Below are 16,616 nucleotides of genomic sequence, written 5' to 3' on the forward strand. Positions count from 1 at the left end.
CCCGAGGTTGACCGGGAAATCCCCGCCGGATGTCAGGCACCGGCCGTGGTAAGGCTCCGGTCGATCTCGGCGCGGGTGGGCATCGAGCTGCTGGCACCCGCGCGCTGGACGGACAGGCCCGCCGCCGCGGTGGCGAAGCGAACGGCCCGGTCGGCGGGCTGCTCCTCGACGTGGGCCGCGGCGAGGGCGCCCACGAAGGTGTCGCCCGCGGCCGTGGTGTCCACCGCGTTCACCCTGGGCGCCTCGACCCACACGGCGGCCTCGTCGCCGGCGGAAGTGAGCGCGCCGCGCGCCCCCAGGGTGATGATCACCCAGCCGACCGTGCCCCTCAGCTCCTCCAGGGCGCGCTCGTGGTCAGCCTGACCGGTGATCGCGACGGCCTCGTGCTCGTTGGCCACCAGGATGTCCACCGCCTCCAGCAGCTCAGCGGGCAGGGGCTGGACGGGCGCGGGGGTGAGGACCACCGTGGTCCCGGCGGCGCGCGCGGCCCTGGCCGCGGCGGTGACCGCCTCGATGGGCAGCTCCAGCTGCAGCAGGAGCACGTCGGAGCGGGAGATGACCTCGATCTCGGCCTCGGTGGGGGCGGTCACGGTCCCGTTGGCACCGGGAACCACGATGATCGAGTTGCCGCCGCCGCCGTCCACCACGATCTGGGCGATGCCCGAGGGGCCGGGGACCGTGCGCAGGTCCGTCACGTCGACGCCCGCCTCGGCGAGCGTCCTGCGCATCTCGGTCCCGAAGTCGTCGTCACCCACGGCCCCGAGGAAGGCCACCTTGGCACCCGCCCGCGCGGCGGCGATGGCCTGGTTGGCGCCCTTACCGCCGGGAACCGTGCTGAAGGCGCGACCGGTCACGGTCTCGCCGAGCGCGGGTACGACATCGACATAGGCCACCAGGTCCATGTTGACACTGCCGAACACCGAGATCATGATTCCTCCGCCCCCAGGGCCAGCGTACGGCGGGCCAGCTCATCCAGGCCGATGCCGTCGAACCCGCTGATGCTACTCGACAGCCGGTTCCTCAACGACCACCCCTCCGGGATTCCCGACGCGCCGCACAGCGCACCGACGATCGAGCCCACGGTCGCCCCCGCCGAGTCGGTGTCCCAGCCGCCCGCCACGGCGCCGGCGATCGAGGCGGTGAAGTCACCCCGGCCGTGGACCAGTGCCGCCGTGATCAGTGCGGCGTTGTTGATCGTGTGGACCCAGTGCAGCTCCCCGTGGCGTGCGTGGAGCCGGTCGACGACCCGTTCGAAGTCCGGTTCCCGGCGCGCGTCCTCGGCGGCCTGCCGTACGGCGGCGGCCAGGCGGGAGTCCGGCGGGATCACGGCGAGTCCGGCGGCGACCACCTCCTCGGCGGAGGAGGCCGTCAGCGCCGTGGCGCACATCGCCGCCACGAACATGGAGCCGTAGATCCCGTTGGCGGTGTGGCTGAGCCGCGCGTCGCGCCAGGCGAACTCCGCGGCCGTGGCCGGATCGCCGGGGTTGGCCCAGCCGTAGACGTCGGCCCTGATCAGCGCACCGATCCACTCCCGGAACGGGTTGCGGAAGGTCGCCGTGGAGAGAGCCCGCGGGTCGTGGGGGGCGGGCGGTTCCAGGCCGGCCAGCAGGTTGCGGTAGGCGGCGCGCTCGGCGGTGAAGACCCGGCCGCCGGGCAACTCGTCCAGCCAGAGCCGCGCGACGTCGTCGGTGCTGAACCCCCGGCCGTGCCGCTCCAGCAGGGCCAGGGCGAGCAGCGCGAAGTTGAGGTCGTCGTCCTCGGGGACGCCGTCGATGTTCTCGGCGAGGCTGTTGACGGCGCTGCGACGGTTCCACGGCCAGCGCCGGCCGATCTCGGCGGGAAGCCCCCTGGCGGTGAACCATCCCCGGATCGGCCAGTTCCCTGTCGCCTCGGCGATCGCCCTGATCCCCTCCCGGGGGATCTTCTCCACCGGCTTGCCCAGCACGCAGCCCGCCGCCCGGCCGAGCCACGCGCCGAGCATCCGGTCCATGACCTGTGTGCCCGAGGTGGCCGTGCCCCTTTGTGACGGCCACCTCGGGCAGGCTTTGACGATCTCGGCCAGCGTGGAGGGCTCGGCGAGCGGGGACGGGATCGCGGCCAGCTCGTCGAGCAGGTCCTCGGCCAGGCGGCGCAGCCGTACCGGAGGGGCCTCTGGCGAGGCTCCCGCCCGGGCCGGGGCGTCGTGTCCTCCCGCGGCCTGCCAGCGCGCGGCGATCTCCGTCACCTCGCGGCCGTCCTCGGCGGCCTGGCGCAGCTCGTGGCCGACCAGGTCCTCCGGCTGCACCCAGGTCAGCCTGATCATCCGGCGTCCCCGGCGAGGGCGGCGAAGGCGGACTCGTGGGCGCGGCGGCGTTCCAGGTCCGCGCCATGGATGCGGCGGGCGACGCGGGCCAGGCTCAGGCCGGGGGTGAGAAGGTCGATGCGGCTGGCGGTGGAGATCTGCTCCACCCAGTCGGCCGGGACGGCCTCGCGCCCGCCGAGGGCTCCGGCGACGGCGCCGCCCATGGAGGCGATGGAGTCGGCGTCGCGGCCGTAGTTGACGCCACCGAGGACGGTGTCGCGGTAGTCGCCCTTGGCGATCAGCAGGAAGGCCAGGGCGAGTGGGAGTTCCTCGATGCTGTGCAGGCGGCTCGGGCGGCGGGCGCCGAGACCCTGGTCACGGTAGGTGTCGGCGACCGTGTCGTAGGGCTTCATGGCGGCGCGCAGCGTCTCGAAGGAGCCGTCCCAGTGGCCGAGGCCGCGGGCCACCGAACACACCGCGTCGATGGCCGCCTTGGTACCGTCCCGTGCCAGCCGCAGGCAGGCGGCGACCACCGAGTCAGGCGTCGCACCCGGACGCATGGCCTCGGCCACCGCGGCGGCGAGCACCCCGGCCGCCTCCCGGCCGTAACTGGACTGGTGGGCGCCGGCAAGCTCGATCGCCTCGGCGTAGGCGGCGTCGGGGTCGGCGGCGTTCACCACGCCGACCGGTGCCATGTACATCGCGGCACCGCAGTTGACGATGTTGCCCACGCCTGCCTCACGCGGGTCCGCATGACCGTAGTGCAGCCGCAGCACCAGCCACTTCTCCGCCAGGAAGACCCGCTGCAGTAGCAGCGTCTCGGCCTCCAGTTCCGGGATCCAGCGCTTCTCCCCCATCATCTCCGGTACCAGGTGCTCGGCCGCCGCGTAGGCGTCCAGGTGGCCCCCGACCCGCTCGTAGACCCGGATCAGCGCGTGGGTCATCAGGGTGTCGTCGGTGATGTGGCCGTCACCCTTGTGGTAGGGCGCGATGGGGCGGGCGTTCCGCCAGTCCTCGAAGTACGGCGGGACCAGGCCCTCGACGTACCCGCCGTAACGCTCGTGGATCTGTTCGGGCGTCCAGCCCTCGGTGGCGCCGCCGAGGGCGTCGCCGACCGCGGCACCCGCCACGCATCCCACGGCCTTGTCCTCAAGCGTGCCCTCGCCCGCACTCGCCGGGGTGCCCTCCCTGCCCGCTGTACTCATCCGATCCGTCCCCTCGCGATATCCAGTAGATCGATTCCCGCCAGTTCGGGTAGGCAGCAACCCGTCAGGGTGGTGCTCCACCCTCGCGGCAGCGCGTCGTGGCCGGTGAACGCTCCGGTCAGCGCGCCGGTCAGCGCGGGCGCGGAGTCCGCCGCGGCGGCCAGGCAGGCGGCGGCCGGTACGGCGGTGCGTATCGAGCCGCCTGAGACCTCCGCCAGCGCGAGAGCCACCGGGAGCGTCTCGGCGGCGGCTACCCCGTAGCTGTAGACGTGGTCGAACAGCGCCGCGTCCAGCACGGGCACCGCCGCGAACGGATCGCCCGCCTCACGCGCGACCGCGAGCGCGGTGCGGGTCGCACGGCCGATAACGGTGTCATCGGGAAGCGCCTCCAACGCGGCCCGCACGGCTTCGCCCATCGGACCGCCATCCACCAGGACGCCGAGCGCCCGCGCCATCGCGACGGCTCCGAGCACGCCGTCACCGGCGTTGGTGACCTGGGCATCGGCCGTGGGGTCCAGCCCGGCGGCCCCGAAGGCGACCGCCCGCACGGTCGCGGCGTCGTCGAAGAAGTGCGGGTTGTCGTGCCCGCTGGCGGGAGGGCCGAGGCCGCGCGCGAGGTTGTCCAGCGCGGTCCGCACCGAGATCCGCGCCCTGACGTCGTCCCTGCCGGTCAGACCGGCGAACGCCTCCGCACGGTCCTCGTCGATGGTGAGCACGGTCCAGGCGAGCCATTCGGCGTCGTCGGACGGCCCCATCACCAGCGGCGCGACCGGCTGGTTGAGCGCGAACGGCACCGGCAGAGTGGTCACCCGATGCTCCTCGGCGAAGGCGTCGAGCTCGCGGTGGAGGCGTCTGCTCCACGGTGCGTGCACCCCCGCCCGGTGCCGTGACGACGGCCATCCCGCCGCGTCGCCCATCGCCAGACCGGCGAACGCCCCCAGGATCCTGTCCCCCGACATCATCGCCCTACCTCCCTTCCACGAGCTGATCGGCCACGTCGAGTACGTGCCGTCCCGCGGTCACCGGCAGGCAGCGCCCTTCGACCGGGCCGATCTGCCGTGCCCACCGCTCCGGCACCGCCGCCTCGCCGCGTCCCGCCCCGGCGAGGGCGCCGGCGATGGCCGCGGTGGTGTCGGCGTCCCGTCCCAGATTCGCCGCGATCACCACGGACTCCTCGACCTCTCCCTCGCCCATCAGGTAGGCGGCGAAGGCGAGGGCGACGGCTTCGGGAGCCAGGTCCGTCCACGGGTAGTGCCGGACCACGACCGCCTCGTGCAGCCGCCCGGCGACGTCGCCGGATCCGGGGCCGAGGGCCTCGCGGGCGCGGTTGACGCTGCGGGCGGTCCACGAGTCCTCGGGGATCACGCCGAGGCCGGCCGTGACCGCCTCGTCCGGGGAGGCGCCCGACATCGCGGCGGCCACCGCCCCGGCGACCGCTCGGCCGCCGAGGATGCCCTCCCCCGCGTTGCTCACGCTGCCGTCGACCTCCACCAGACGGGCGGCCTCACCGGGGTCACCCGCGGCGAAGATCCCGTACGGTGCGGCGCGCATGGCCAGGCCGTCCGACCAGCCGTGGCGGTGCCACTGGCCGGTCAGCGGTGGCCGGAGTCCCTGCCGGAGTGCCTGGATGGCGCCGAGCTCGGAGAAGCCCGCGCCCTTCATCGGTCCGTCGATCAGCGGGATGATCTCCTGCTGGTAGGCCTGGACGACGTCCTGGGAGGTCAGCGCGTGCCCGTGCCGGATGAGCAGGGAGGCCGCGAAGACGGTGTACTCGGTGTCGTCGGTGCCGCCGCCGTCGATCTCGGTCAGCCTCCCCCAGCGGGCGGCGATCTGTTCGGGCGAGAGGTTCTCCGCCGGCCGCCCGAGGGCGTCGCCGGCCGCGAGGCCGAGCAGACATCCCCGGGCGCGCCCCCGATGTGTCAACGTCACTGGTTGTACCGCTCCAGCACCTTGTTACCCTCGTCGACCAGCTTCTTCGCCGTCTCGTCGAGGGTGATCTTGTTGGCGAAGTACTGCTGCAGGGCCGGCGTGGCCACCTTGCTCTTCCACTCGTCGAAGCCGTTGACCTTCAGGAACGGCGCGACCACGAGGTTCTTGGCCGATGCGGTCGCCACGTTCCAGCCGTTCTCCTCGGTCGTCATGGCGGGGTCGCCCGCGGCCTTGACAGAGGTCGGCAACAGCCAGTCGCCCTTGGCGAGCTTGACCTGGTTGGAGCCGTTGAGGAAGAAGGAGATGAACTTCAGCGACTGCTCGGGATACTTGCTGTCCGCGGCGACCGACAGCGTCTGCGAGACGGCGCCCTGCTCGGCGGTGACACCCTTCAGCGGCGGGATGGTGATCCACTCGAAGCCGTCCGGCGCCTGCTCCACGACCTGCTGGCGCAGGTAGACACCGGCGGGCAGCATCGCGTACTTGCCGGCGTAGAAACCGGGCAGCGGCTCGGCGGAGCCCATGCCGAGCGCGGACGGGTCGGCGGACCTGTCCTTGTGGAGCTGGTCGTGGATGCGCTGGAGCACCTCGCGCTCCTCGGCGCCCACCTTCACCGTCGTCTTGCCGCCGGCATCGGTCTGGAAGAAGGTGCCGCCGAAGTTCAGGGCGAGGTTGAGCACCTTGTTGACCGGCGACTTCATCGGCCAGGCGACACCGTAGGCGTCGCCCTTGGTGAGCTTCTTGGAGATCTCGGCGAACTCGTCCCACGTCCACGGGCTGTCCGGGGCCGGGATCCGCACGCCGGCCTTGTCGAGCAGCTTCTTGTTTCCGATGATGACCTGCGACTCCTGCAGGAACGGCACGCCGTACACGCCCTCCCCGCCCTTGCCGTCGCCGAAGGTGACGGTGTCCCAGGCGCTCTGCGGGATGTCGCCCTTCAGCTCGGCCGGAACCTTGTCCTTGAGGTCCAGCAGGTAGCCGCGGTTGGCGAAGCCGGCCAGGGCCGGGGAGTCGTCATGGATGACGTCCGGGGGGTCGCCCGCCTCGAAGGAGGTGACGAGCTGGTCGTTGACGTTGTTCCAGCTTCCCTGGATGTACTCGACCTGGATCTTGGGGTTGGCCTTGTTCCACTCGGCGACCAGCTCCTTGTTCGCGGCGATCGACTCCTTCTGCCAGGCGAGGCTCTGGAATTTGATCGTCACCGGCTCATCGGGGGCGGCCGCGGGCGACTCCGAACCGCATCCGGCGGCCAGAACGAGGAGGCCTGCGGCCAGCACGACCCTCATGCGCATATGACTTCTCCTATCGGGGGGTGGGGCTATCCCTTGACGGCCCCGGCCATCAGGCCGGACTTCAGCCGGCGCTGGATGAACGCGAAGAACACCAGGCTCGGGATCGTCGCCAGAAGCGAGGCTGCGGCGAGCGGCCCGAGGCGCACGACCCCCTCCGCGCCGGTGAACTTCACCAGCGTCAGCGGCAGGGTCGCCACATCCGGGTCCTTGAGGACGATCAAGGCGAACAGGAACTCGTTCCAGGAGGAGATGAACGAGAACAGCAGGGTCGCGACCACGCCGGGGGCCAGCAGCGGGGCGACGACGCTCAGCAACGACCGCACCCGCCCGGCCCCGTCCACCGCGGCGGCCTCCTCCAGCTCACGCGGTACGGCACGCACATATCCCTGGAGCATCCACAGCGCGAACGGCAGCGTGAAGGTGACGTGCACAACGGTCAGGCCGGGCAGCGTGTTCACCAGGTCCAGCCTGCGCAGCACCATGAACAGCGGGATGATGATCAGGATGAACGGGAAGACCTGGCTGACCAGCACCCATCCGATCGCGATCCGGTTGACCAGCGAGCGGTAGCGGGCCAGCGCGTAGGCGGCGGGCAGCGCCAGGATCACGGTGAGCACCGCGCTGACCACCGCGACGACGAGGCTGCGCACCCCGCTGCCGACCAGGTCCTGCTCGGCGAAGGCGTCGGCGAAGTTGGTCGGCGTCGGTGAGCGCGGGATCCACGTCGGGTCCAGGCTCGCCATCTCCTGCGGCGTCTTCAGTGCCGTGGACAGCAGCCAGACCAGCGGGAACGCCAGGAAGACGATGTAGCCGGCCAGGGCCAGATAACGCAACGCCTTGCCCATGTCAGCTCGCCTCCCGCATCTGCCGCCAGAGGTAGGCGCCCAGCACGGCCAGCACGACGATCACGATCGCCACGCCCAGGGTGGCCGCGTAGCCGAAGAAGCCGTACCGGAAGGCCTCCTCGTAGGCGAACAGCATGGGCAGGCGGGTCTGGCCTCCCGGGCCGCCCTGCGTGAGAACGTAGATCAGCCCGAACTGGTTGATGTTCCAGACGAAGTCCAGTGAGGTGATGGCCACGATGACCGGGCGGAGCTGGGGCAGCGTGATGTTCCAGAACCTGCGCCAGACACCCGCGCCGTCCACCTCGACCGCCTCGTACAGCTCCTTGGGAACGCCCTGCAGCCCGGCCAGCAGCACCACCGTGGTCTGCGGCATGCCGGTCCAGATCCCGACGACGATCACCGCGGGCAGCGCGATGGAGAAGTCGTTGAGCCAGTCGATCTCGGTGCCCAGCATGCCGTTGAGGATCCCGGCGTCCGGATGGTAGACCAGCCGCCACATCAGCCCGATGACCACCGGCGGCATCGCCCACGGCACCATGGCCAGCACCCGGGCGAACCCCCGGAACCGCAGATCCTGGTTGAGCAGCAGGGCCAGCCCCAGCGAGGCCAGGAACTGCAGCACCGTCACCGAGACCGCCCAGATCATCCCGATCCGGAACGACGCCCAGAAGTCCCCGTCGGAGAGCAGGTCTCCGAAGTTCGACAGCCCGACGAACGAGGTGACCGAGTTGCGCCCGGAGCGCGCGTCGGTGAACGCCAGGAAGATCCCGTAGAGCAGCGGCCCCACGCTGAACACCAGCACGGGCACCAGCGCGGGCAGCATCAGCAGCAGCGCCTCACGCCCCTGCCGCCCGCCCTTCCGGGGTTTCCTCGGGCTCGCCGTCCCGACCGGCCGGTCGGCGGTGAGGGTCACGGCGTCTCCTCTCCCGTGGTCGAGGCCCTGACCACCAGGCGGGGCGGCACGGTGACCACTCTGGGCTCCCGCTCGCCGTTGCCCAGCCGGTCCAGAAGCAGTTCCGCCGCCGCCCTGCCCCGCTCGGCCGAGCCGAGGGAGACGCTGGTCAGGGCGGGCCAGGCGGCCGCGGCCATGTCGATGTCGTCCATGCCGGCCACCGCCACGTCCTCGGGCACCCGGCGGCCGTTCCGGCGCAGGACCTCCAGGGCGCCGAGCGCGATCAGATCGTTGGCGCACATGATCGCGTCCAGGTCGGGTGCCCTGGCCAGCAACCGGCTCACCGCGGCCGCGCCCTCGGCGCGGTAGAAGTCACCGATCTCCACCAGGTTCTCGTCATACGGCAGGCCGAGGGCGCTGAGCGCCTCGGCGTAGGCCGTGGACCGGGCCGAACCGGGGACCGTGTCCAGCGGGCCGTTGACGAACCCGATCCGGCGGCGTCCCAGGGAGTGGAGGTGGTCCAGCGCCAGCCGTACGCCGGTGCGGGAGTCGGTGCGGATGTTGTCCACCCGCGTGCCGTCCGGCACCGAGCCGATGATGACGACGGGGGCGCGGGCAGCCTCGATGGCCTTCAGATGCGCCTCACTCACCCTGAGCGGGATCATGATCAGCCCGTCCACGTAGCGCTCGCCGAGGCTGCGGAGCACGTCGATCTCGTCGGCGACGTCCGCGTCCGTGGAGTGCAGCACGAGACGGTATCCGGCGGCCTTCAGCACCGGCTGGATCTCACGGATCATCGCCAGGTAGACCGGGTTGCCGATGTCCGCCATCGCGAAGGCCACCTGGTTGGTCCGGCGCGACTTCAGCGACCGGGCCACCGAGTTGGGGACGTACCCCAGTTCCTCAGCCGCGCTGAGCACCCGGCGCACGGTGTTCTCACGGGTCGGCAAACCGTTGAGGACACGGGAGACCGAGGCGATCGAGACGCCCGCCCGCTCCGCGATCGTGGTGATCGTCGGCCCGTCGCTCACAGAGACCACGCCTTTCTGTAAACGATTACGATGATCTTGACGACTTACTGAAAACGTTTACGGAATTAGAGGAATGTAACTCGCGCGCGACAGAGGGCGTCAAGTCACGATCAAGTAACAGCACGCACGGTGGACGGCGGCCCGGCTGTCGCGGCGTTCCAGCCTGCGGGCAGGGGACAGCGGCACCACCTGGTCGGCGGATACGTCCCGACGCTCCCGGACGTCCCCGGAAGTTCCGGTGGCGTGGCTCGTCGCCAACGGATATCCGGAACGGACGAACCGACCGTCGTCCGATGGCAGGTGGCCGGGCCCGAGTCGTGGGCGACGGTCACGAGCCGTGCCCGCTCGCGTGCCCGGAGCCTGTCGAGCGGGCATCCGACGTGACCGTACCGACGCCGAGGTGCGCCGGGCGGGACCGGCGAGGTCAGGAACGCAGGTAGGCCAGGACCGCGAGGACGCGGCGATGCTGGTCGCCGTCCTCGGCGTACAGGCCGAGTTTGGCGAAGATACTGCGGATGTGCTTCTCCACGGCCCCGTCGCTGATCACCAGCTGACGGCCGATGGCGGGGTTGGATCTGCCCTCGGCCATCAGGCCGAGCACCTCGCGCTCGCGCGGGGTGAGCTGGGCGAGGGGGTCGTCACGGCGGCGCCGCACCATCAGCTGTGCCACCACCTGGGGGTCGAAGACCGTGCCGCCGGACGCGACGGTGCGCAGGCTCGCCATGAAGTCGTCCACATCCACGACGCGGTCCTTGAGCAGGTATCCCACCGCGCCCCTGGCGTCGGCGAGCAGGTCGTCGGCATAGGAGACCTCCACGTACTGGGACAGGATCAGCACCGGCGCGCCCGGCACCCTCCGGCGCGCCTCCACCGCCGCCCGCAGCCCCTCGTCCGTGAAGCCGGGCGGCATCCGCACGTCCACCACCGAGACGTCGGGCCGGTGCTCGGCGACGGCGGCCACCAGCCGGTCGCCGTCCCCCACCGCGGCGACCACCTGGCAGCCGAACTCCTCCAGGAGCCTGATCAGGCCCTCCCTGATGAGCACCGCGTCATCGGCCACGACTACCCGCACGGAACCTCCGCCACTATGACCGTCGGACCGCCGACGGGTGAATCGACCACCAGCTCGCCATCTACCGCCTTCAGACGGTCACCGAGACCGGACAGGCCATGCCCCTTGGCGACATGTGCGCCGCCGACCCCATCATCCCCGATTGTCAGCATCAGGAAGCCACCCGTCCTGGTCAGCGTCACGGTGCAGATCGTGGCGTGGCTGTGCTTGGCGACGTTGGTTAGGGCTTCCGCGACGACGAAGTAGACGCTGTTCTCCACGGCGGCGGGGAATCGTCCCTCCACCTGGACATCCAGCTCGACGGGGACGGTGCAGCGCCCGGCGAGCGCGGCGAGCGCGGGGGCCAGGCCGCGGTCGCTGAGGATCGGAGGGGCGATGCCGCGCGAGAGGGCACGCAGCTCGTCCAGCGTCTCGCGGGTGGAGGTGATGGCCTGGCCGAGCATCTGCTCGACTCCCGCCGGATCGCGCCTGATCTGGCGCTGTGCCCGTGACAGGTCCATGGCCAGGGAGACCAGGCGCTGCTGCGGCCCGTCATGGATGTCACGCTCCAGCCGGCGCAGCGCGTTGGCCTCGGCCGACACCGCGGCGGCCCGGCCCTCGGCCAGGTCGTCGATGCGATCGTGCAGCTCGGCCACCCCGGTCAGCATGGCCCTGCCGAGCCCGGCCTGGATGAGCGCGGCACCCCGCACGACCGGCGAGAGAGTGATCGCGAACAGCACGCCGATGACGGTGTTGATCAGCACCTCGACCCAGAGAGCGCCGCCCAGGCCGAGGAGCGGGCCGAGCCCGCCGTCGTTGCCGGGGATGGCGTAGACGATCCACCCGTAGAGCGGGTAGGTGAGGCCGAGGATCGTCCCGGCCCACCAGACCACCGCGAACACGAAGGTGACGATGGAGATCGGGAAGGCCACGATGCCGTAGAGCAGGTCGAGCCAGGACTGGCCGTTGGTCAACGGATTGATCATCCTGCGGAACCAACCGGCGCTCTGCGGAGCGGGCCGGTACCTCGGCCTGGCGACCGGGCGGCCGAGCACCTCGGGCAGCCAGCGCCGCTCGATGTCCGCGAAGCCCCGGGCGACCAGGAGCGTCGTCGCGAGGATGGGCAGGCCCACGAACGTGATGGCCGAACCCGCCCCCGCGGCGAAACCGGCCACCATGAGGGCGAACCAGATGACCGAGAGAGGGAATCCCACGACCAGGTAGCGGGTGTCGGTGCCGATGCGGCGGAGGAGGGTTCTCATGTCGTCAACGTTATGAGGCCGGACCACCGCGGACGACCCTGCACACCCGTTTGTCGGGGTGGGGCCAGCACTACCTTCAGCGGTGGGGGAATCCGGCGAGAAGACTGATGCGTACGTCACTGCGCCGCGGCGGTCCCGGCGGGAGGCTTTTCACACAGCCTTTCCTGAGGTTTTCGCTCCCCCTCCCTGAGAATCGAGACCCCTTTGACCGCCGTGATCCCCAGCCCGGCAACGCGTCCGACAGCCCGCACAGCACCGGTGCCCGCCGGTCGCGACCCGTTCATCGACGTGCTCCGCGTGTTCGGCATGGCCCTGGTGGTGCTCCAGCACTGGAGCATGCCGGTGCTCTCCTTCGCCGACGGCCGGATCACCACCGGCAACGCGCTGGCCACCGGGAACGGCTGGATGATCACGTGGATCAGTCAGGTGATGCCGCTGGTCTTCTTCGCCGGGGGCGCGGCGGGCGCGATCAGCAGGCGCGCCGCCGTACGGCGCGGTGACGCCACTCCCGCCTGGCTGGCGACGCGCCTGCGCCGCCTGGCCTGGCCGGTGGTGCCACTGGCGGCGGTCTGGTTGCCCCTCCCCCATCTGCTCCTGACGCTCGGCGTGCCGGAGCAGCCGGTCATGACCGCCTCACGGCTGGCCGGACAGCTTCTCTGGTTCCTGGTGATCTATCTTGTCGCGGTGGCGCTGACCCCGCCGATGCTCAGGCTCAACATGGCGTACGGCTGGCGGGTGCCGGCCGCGCTGGCGGCGGGGGCGGTGGCGGTGGATCTCCTGCGCTTCACCAGCGGCCTGGAGGTGGCAGGCCTCCCCAACATCGTGCTGATCTGGCTGGCGGTGCACCAGCTCGGCTTCCTGTACGCCGACGGGCGGCTGGGCCGCCCCTGGATCCTGGCGCTGGCCGGGTACGGTCTGGCCGCGGCGCTGGTGACCTTCGGCCCCTACCCGCTCAGCATGATCGGGATGCCGGGTGCCGCCGTCTCCAACATGGCACCGCCCACGCTCGCGCTGCTCTCGGTCGGGGTCGGCCAGATCGGACTGGCGCTGGCGCTGCGCCGCTGGATCGTCTCATTCGCGGAGTGGCCCGGGGTGTCGAGGGCGCTCGGCTGGGCCGGCGGCCGGATGATGACCCTCTATCTGTGGCACATGAGCGCGCTGTTCGTCATCGTCTCGATGGTCGTGGTGGGCCTGGGAGTCTCCACCCCCGAGCCGGGCACCCCGGCCTGGGTCTCCGGCTGGCCGCACTGGCTGCTCATGCTCACCCTGGCGATGTGGCCGCTGCTACGGGGTCTCGCGCGGTTCGAGACGCCCCCCTCGGGCAGGCCGTACACCGGGGGGATGGCCAGGATCGTCGTGGCCATCGTGCTGGTGGGACTGGGGCTGCTCACGCTCACCGCGATCGGCTTCGTCCCGGGGACGGCTCCCCTGCTCGGGGCGGGCGCGATCGTGGCGGGCCTGGCGCTCACCGGCCCGTCCTTTCGCACCTCACCCGCCTCACGGGCGGGCGTTCCCGGGCCGCGTCCGGCCTCGGATCACCCGCGGCACGTCTGACGGCTCCGGCGCTCCAGCCGACACCAAGTCCTTTTAGTAGCTGTTTATGCCAAAAAAAGTGATCATAACTACATAATGTTACATACTTTACACGAAATGTAATGCCATCCATTGCCGCAGCCGGTTCGACCACCACAAGTTCTTCGGCAGTATTGGACTGTGAGCCTTGTAGACCGCCTGCCAGAAGAGATCGACGCCGATCCCGATGCCATCTTCGACGCCTTCGTCGAATGGAACTCCGAGCGAGGGCTGACCCTCTACCCCGCGCAGGAGGAGGCGCTGATCGAGGTGGTCTCGGGAAACAACCTGATCCTGGCCACCCCAACCGGCTCGGGCAAGAGCCTGGTCGCCGCCGGAGCCCACTTCACCGCGCTGACCAAGGACGTCCGCACCTTCTACACCGCCCCGATCAAGGCACTGGTGTCCGAGAAGTTCTTCGACCTGTGCGAGGTCTTCGGCACCGAGAACGTCGGGATGATGACCGGCGACGCGAGCGTGAACCCCGGGGCGCCGATCATCTGCTGCACCGCGGAGATCCTCGCCAACGTCGCGCTGCGCGACGGCGCCCAGGCCGACATCGGCCAGGTGGTGATGGACGAGTTCCACTTCTACTCCGAGCCCGACCGCGGCTGGGCCTGGCAGGTGCCACTCCTGGAGCTGCCGAACGTTCAGTTCATCCTGATGTCGGCGACACTGGGCGACGTCACCAGGTTCGAGGAGGACCTCACCCGGCGAACCGGCAGGCCCACCGCGGTGGTGAAGAACACCGAGCGCCCGGTCCCGCTGGTCTACTCCTACCGGATGACCCCCCTCCACGAGACGCTGGAGGAGATGCTCACCACCAACCAGTACCCGGTCTACGTCGTCCACTTCACCCAGGCCTCGGCCATGGAGCGGGCACAGGCGCTGATGAGCATCAACATGTCGACCAAGGCCGAGAAGGAGGCGATCGCCTCCATGATCGGCAACTTCCGGTTCACCACCCGGTTCGGCAAGGCGCTCTCCCGCCTGGTGCGGCACGGCATCGGCGTACACCACGCCGGGATGCTCCCGAAGTACCGCCGCCTGGTGGAGCGGCTCGCCCAGGCGGGCCTGCTGAAGGTCATCTGCGGCACCGACACGCTCGGCGTCGGTGTCAACGTCCCGATCAGGACCGTGCTCTTCACCGCGCTGTCGAAGTACGACGGCAACAAGGTACGGCGGCTGCGCGCCCGCGAGTTCCATCAGATCGCCGGGCGGGCCGGGCGGGCCGGATTCGACACCATCGGCTACGTCGTCTGCCAGGCCCCCGACCATGTGGTGGAGAACGAGAAGGCACTGGCCAAGATCGGCGACGACCCCAAGAGGCGGCGCGGGTTCGCCCGCAAGAAGCCCCCGGAGGGCTTCGTGGGCTGGAGCGAGGAGACCTTCGAGAAGCTGCAGAGCGCCGAACCGGAGCCGCTGAACTCCCGGTTCAAGGTCAGCAACGCCATGCTCCTCGCGGTGATCAACCGGCCAGGCGACTGCTACGCGGCCATGCGCCACCTGCTCACCGACAACCACGAGGACCGCAAGTGGCAGCGGCGGCACATCAGCCAGGCCATCGCGATCTACCGGTCACTGCTGGCCGGCGGCGTGGTGGAGAAGCTGGACGAGCCCGACGAGCACGGCCGGATGGCCCGCCTGACCGTTGACCTGCAGGAGGACTTCGCGCTGAACCAGGCGCTCTCCACCTTCGCGCTGGCCACCCTCGAACTGCTCGACATCCAGGCGCCGAACTACGCCCTGGACATGGTCTCGATCATCGAATCGATTCTCGACGACCCCCGCCAGATCCTGTCCGCGCAGCTCAACAAGGCGCGCGGCGAGGCGGTGGCGCAGATGAAGGCCGACGGCATCGAGTACGAGGAGCGGATGGAGCTCCTCAACGAAGTGACCTATCCGATGCCGCTGGCCGACCTGCTGCTGGGCGCGTACGAGACCTACCGGCGCGGCCACCCCTGGGTGGGCGACTACACGGTGAGTCCCAAGAGCGTCATCCGCGACATGTACGAGCGGGCGATGACCTTCGCCGACTACGTGCAGTTCTACGAGCTGACCCGGTCCGAGGGCACGGTCCTTCGCTATCTCGCCGACGCCTACCGCACCCTGTCGCGGACCATCCCCGAGCACCTCAAGACCGAGGACCTGGTCGACCTCATCGAGTGGCTCGGCGAACTGGTCCGGCAGGTCGACTCCAGCCTTCTGGACGAGTGGGAGCAGTTGCAGAATCCGACCGGGGAGCTGGAGGCGCCCTCCCTGGAGGAGAGCACCAGGCCGGTCACCGCCAACACCCGCGCGTTCCGCGTGCTGGTCCGCAACGCGATGTTCCGCCTGATCGAACTGGCCGCTCTGGAGAACGAGCAGGAGCTGGAGCAACTGGCCCCCGACGTCGACTGGGGCGCCGCGCTCGACGCCTACTACGAGGACCACGAGGAGATCGGCACCGGCCCGGACGCCCGGGGCCCCGGCCTGCTCCGCATCGAGGAGGAGAAGGAGTTCTGGCGGGTCCGCCAGGTCGTCTCCGACCCGGCCGGCGACGGCGACTGGGGCATCGACGCCCAGGTCGATCTGGCCGCCTCCGACGAGGAGGGCCGCGCCGTGGTCCACGTCATCGGCCTGAACCGCCTCTGACGACCTCCGGGTGGAGAGGGCGGGGAGGCCGGCGCCATCCGCAGGAACTCCTCCGGGCTCGCTCCCGGCTGTCCATGGCGCGGAAACCGACAAGAATGGCGGGATGAGCGACGAAGCGATCAGGCAGGTGCTCGGCCTGCTCTACCAGGAGGACACGCTGCGGGTGCTGGCGACTCTGGCACTGGGCGGCAAGCCCGAGGAGGAGTCCGGCCTCGACGGGGAGGCGGTCAGGCGCGCGCTGGACCGCCTGGAACGCGGCGGGCTCGCCGTGCGGAGTGAGGGCGGCGAGTGGCAGGTGCGGCGCGAGCGGTTCCGCGAGCTGCTGCACACCACGGCCAAGCCCGCGCCCCCGGTCTCTCCCGAGGAGAAGGTGCTGCGCTCCTTCCTCGTCGAGGGGCGGCTGCGGGCGATCCCCAGCAAGCGGGACAAGCAGTTGGTCGTGCTCGACTACGTGGCCCAGGTCTTCGAACCGGGGACCCGCTACCCGGAGAAGGAGGTCAACGTCGCGCTGCGCGCCTTCCACGACGACTACGCGGCGCTGCGCCGTTACCTGGTCGACGAGGGCATGCTCAGCAGGGAGAACAACGTCTACTGGCGCAGCGGCGGCTCCGTCGAGGCCTGA

Annotated in this window: 14 protein-coding genes; 3 read left to right on the forward strand and 11 right to left on the reverse strand. The window is 70.5% G+C overall.

Annotated features, from left to right (window positions below; genetic code table 11):
• Window positions 1-32: 32 nt before the first annotated feature.
• The 11 genes from rbsK to ABT061_RS20320 form a co-directional block, all read right to left on the reverse strand.
• Complete coding sequence (gene rbsK / locus ABT061_RS20270; RefSeq protein ID WP_350919765.1) at window positions 33-929, reverse strand: ribokinase; 897 nt, start codon at window positions 927-929, stop codon at window positions 33-35.
• Entirely contained in the window at window positions 926-2,302 is a 1,377-nt protein-coding gene (locus ABT061_RS20275) for an ADP-ribosylglycohydrolase family protein (RefSeq protein ID WP_350919768.1), read from the reverse strand. Before ABT061_RS20275 ends, rbsK begins: the two co-directional genes overlap by 4 nt.
• Window positions 2,299-3,486, reverse strand: a complete 1,188-nt coding sequence (locus ABT061_RS20280; RefSeq protein WP_350919771.1) for an ADP-ribosylglycohydrolase family protein — start codon at window positions 3,484-3,486, stop codon at window positions 2,299-2,301. The genes ABT061_RS20275 and ABT061_RS20280 overlap by 4 nt, the downstream gene beginning before the upstream one ends.
• The gene (locus tag ABT061_RS20285; protein WP_350919774.1) at window positions 3,483-4,448 is read right to left on the reverse strand and encodes an ADP-ribosylglycohydrolase family protein; all 966 of its coding nucleotides are present in this window, start codon (window positions 4,446-4,448) and stop codon (window positions 3,483-3,485) included. The genes ABT061_RS20280 and ABT061_RS20285 overlap by 4 nt, the downstream gene beginning before the upstream one ends.
• Window positions 4,449-4,452: 4 nt before the next feature.
• Window positions 4,453-5,415: an ADP-ribosylglycohydrolase family protein gene (locus ABT061_RS20290; RefSeq protein WP_350919777.1), complete on the reverse strand. Its 963-nt coding sequence runs from the start codon at window positions 5,413-5,415 to the stop codon at window positions 4,453-4,455.
• On the reverse strand, window positions 5,412-6,707 hold the full coding sequence (locus ABT061_RS20295) for an ABC transporter substrate-binding protein (protein ID WP_350919780.1): 1,296 nt from the start codon (window positions 6,705-6,707) through the stop codon (window positions 5,412-5,414). The genes ABT061_RS20290 and ABT061_RS20295 overlap by 4 nt, the downstream gene beginning before the upstream one ends.
• A gap of 26 nt (window positions 6,708-6,733) precedes the next feature.
• Window positions 6,734-7,552: a carbohydrate ABC transporter permease gene (locus ABT061_RS20300; protein WP_350919783.1), complete on the reverse strand. Its 819-nt coding sequence runs from the start codon at window positions 7,550-7,552 to the stop codon at window positions 6,734-6,736.
• Window position 7,553: 1 nt separating this feature from the next.
• Window positions 7,554-8,465 (reverse strand): carbohydrate ABC transporter permease, encoded by a 912-nt coding sequence (locus ABT061_RS20305; RefSeq protein WP_350919785.1) that lies wholly within the window; start codon window positions 8,463-8,465, stop codon window positions 7,554-7,556.
• Entirely contained in the window at window positions 8,462-9,475 is a 1,014-nt protein-coding gene (locus ABT061_RS20310; protein WP_350919788.1) for a LacI family DNA-binding transcriptional regulator, read from the reverse strand. The genes ABT061_RS20305 and ABT061_RS20310 overlap by 4 nt, the downstream gene beginning before the upstream one ends.
• 424 nt (window positions 9,476-9,899) lie before the next feature.
• On the reverse strand, window positions 9,900-10,547 hold the full coding sequence (locus ABT061_RS20315) for a response regulator (RefSeq protein ID WP_350919790.1): 648 nt from the start codon (window positions 10,545-10,547) through the stop codon (window positions 9,900-9,902).
• A complete protein-coding gene (locus ABT061_RS20320) occupies window positions 10,538-11,788 on the reverse strand; it encodes a sensor histidine kinase (protein WP_350919793.1) in 1,251 nt (416 codons plus the stop codon). The genes ABT061_RS20315 and ABT061_RS20320 overlap by 10 nt, the downstream gene beginning before the upstream one ends.
• Before the next feature lie 258 nt (window positions 11,789-12,046).
• On the opposite strand from ABT061_RS20320, the gene ABT061_RS20325 reads away from it, so the two are divergent.
• The 3 genes from ABT061_RS20325 to ABT061_RS20335 all read left to right on the forward strand — a co-directional run bounded on the left by ABT061_RS20325 (window position 12,047) and on the right by ABT061_RS20335 (window position 16,616).
• Entirely contained in the window at window positions 12,047-13,342 is a 1,296-nt protein-coding gene (locus ABT061_RS20325; RefSeq protein WP_350919796.1) for an acyltransferase family protein, read from the forward strand.
• 159 nt (window positions 13,343-13,501) lie between these two features.
• A complete protein-coding gene (locus tag ABT061_RS20330) occupies window positions 13,502-15,994 on the forward strand; it encodes a DEAD/DEAH box helicase (RefSeq protein WP_350919799.1) in 2,493 nt (830 codons plus the stop codon).
• Window positions 15,995-16,097: 103 nt separating this feature from the next.
• Window positions 16,098-16,616, forward strand: a complete 519-nt coding sequence (locus tag ABT061_RS20335; protein WP_350919802.1) for a DUF2087 domain-containing protein — start codon at window positions 16,098-16,100, stop codon at window positions 16,614-16,616.

Origin of the sequence: Streptosporangium sp. NPDC002544, from assembly GCF_040295965.1 — a bacterium.
GTDB lineage: Bacteria > Actinomycetota > Actinomycetes > Streptosporangiales > Streptosporangiaceae > Streptosporangium.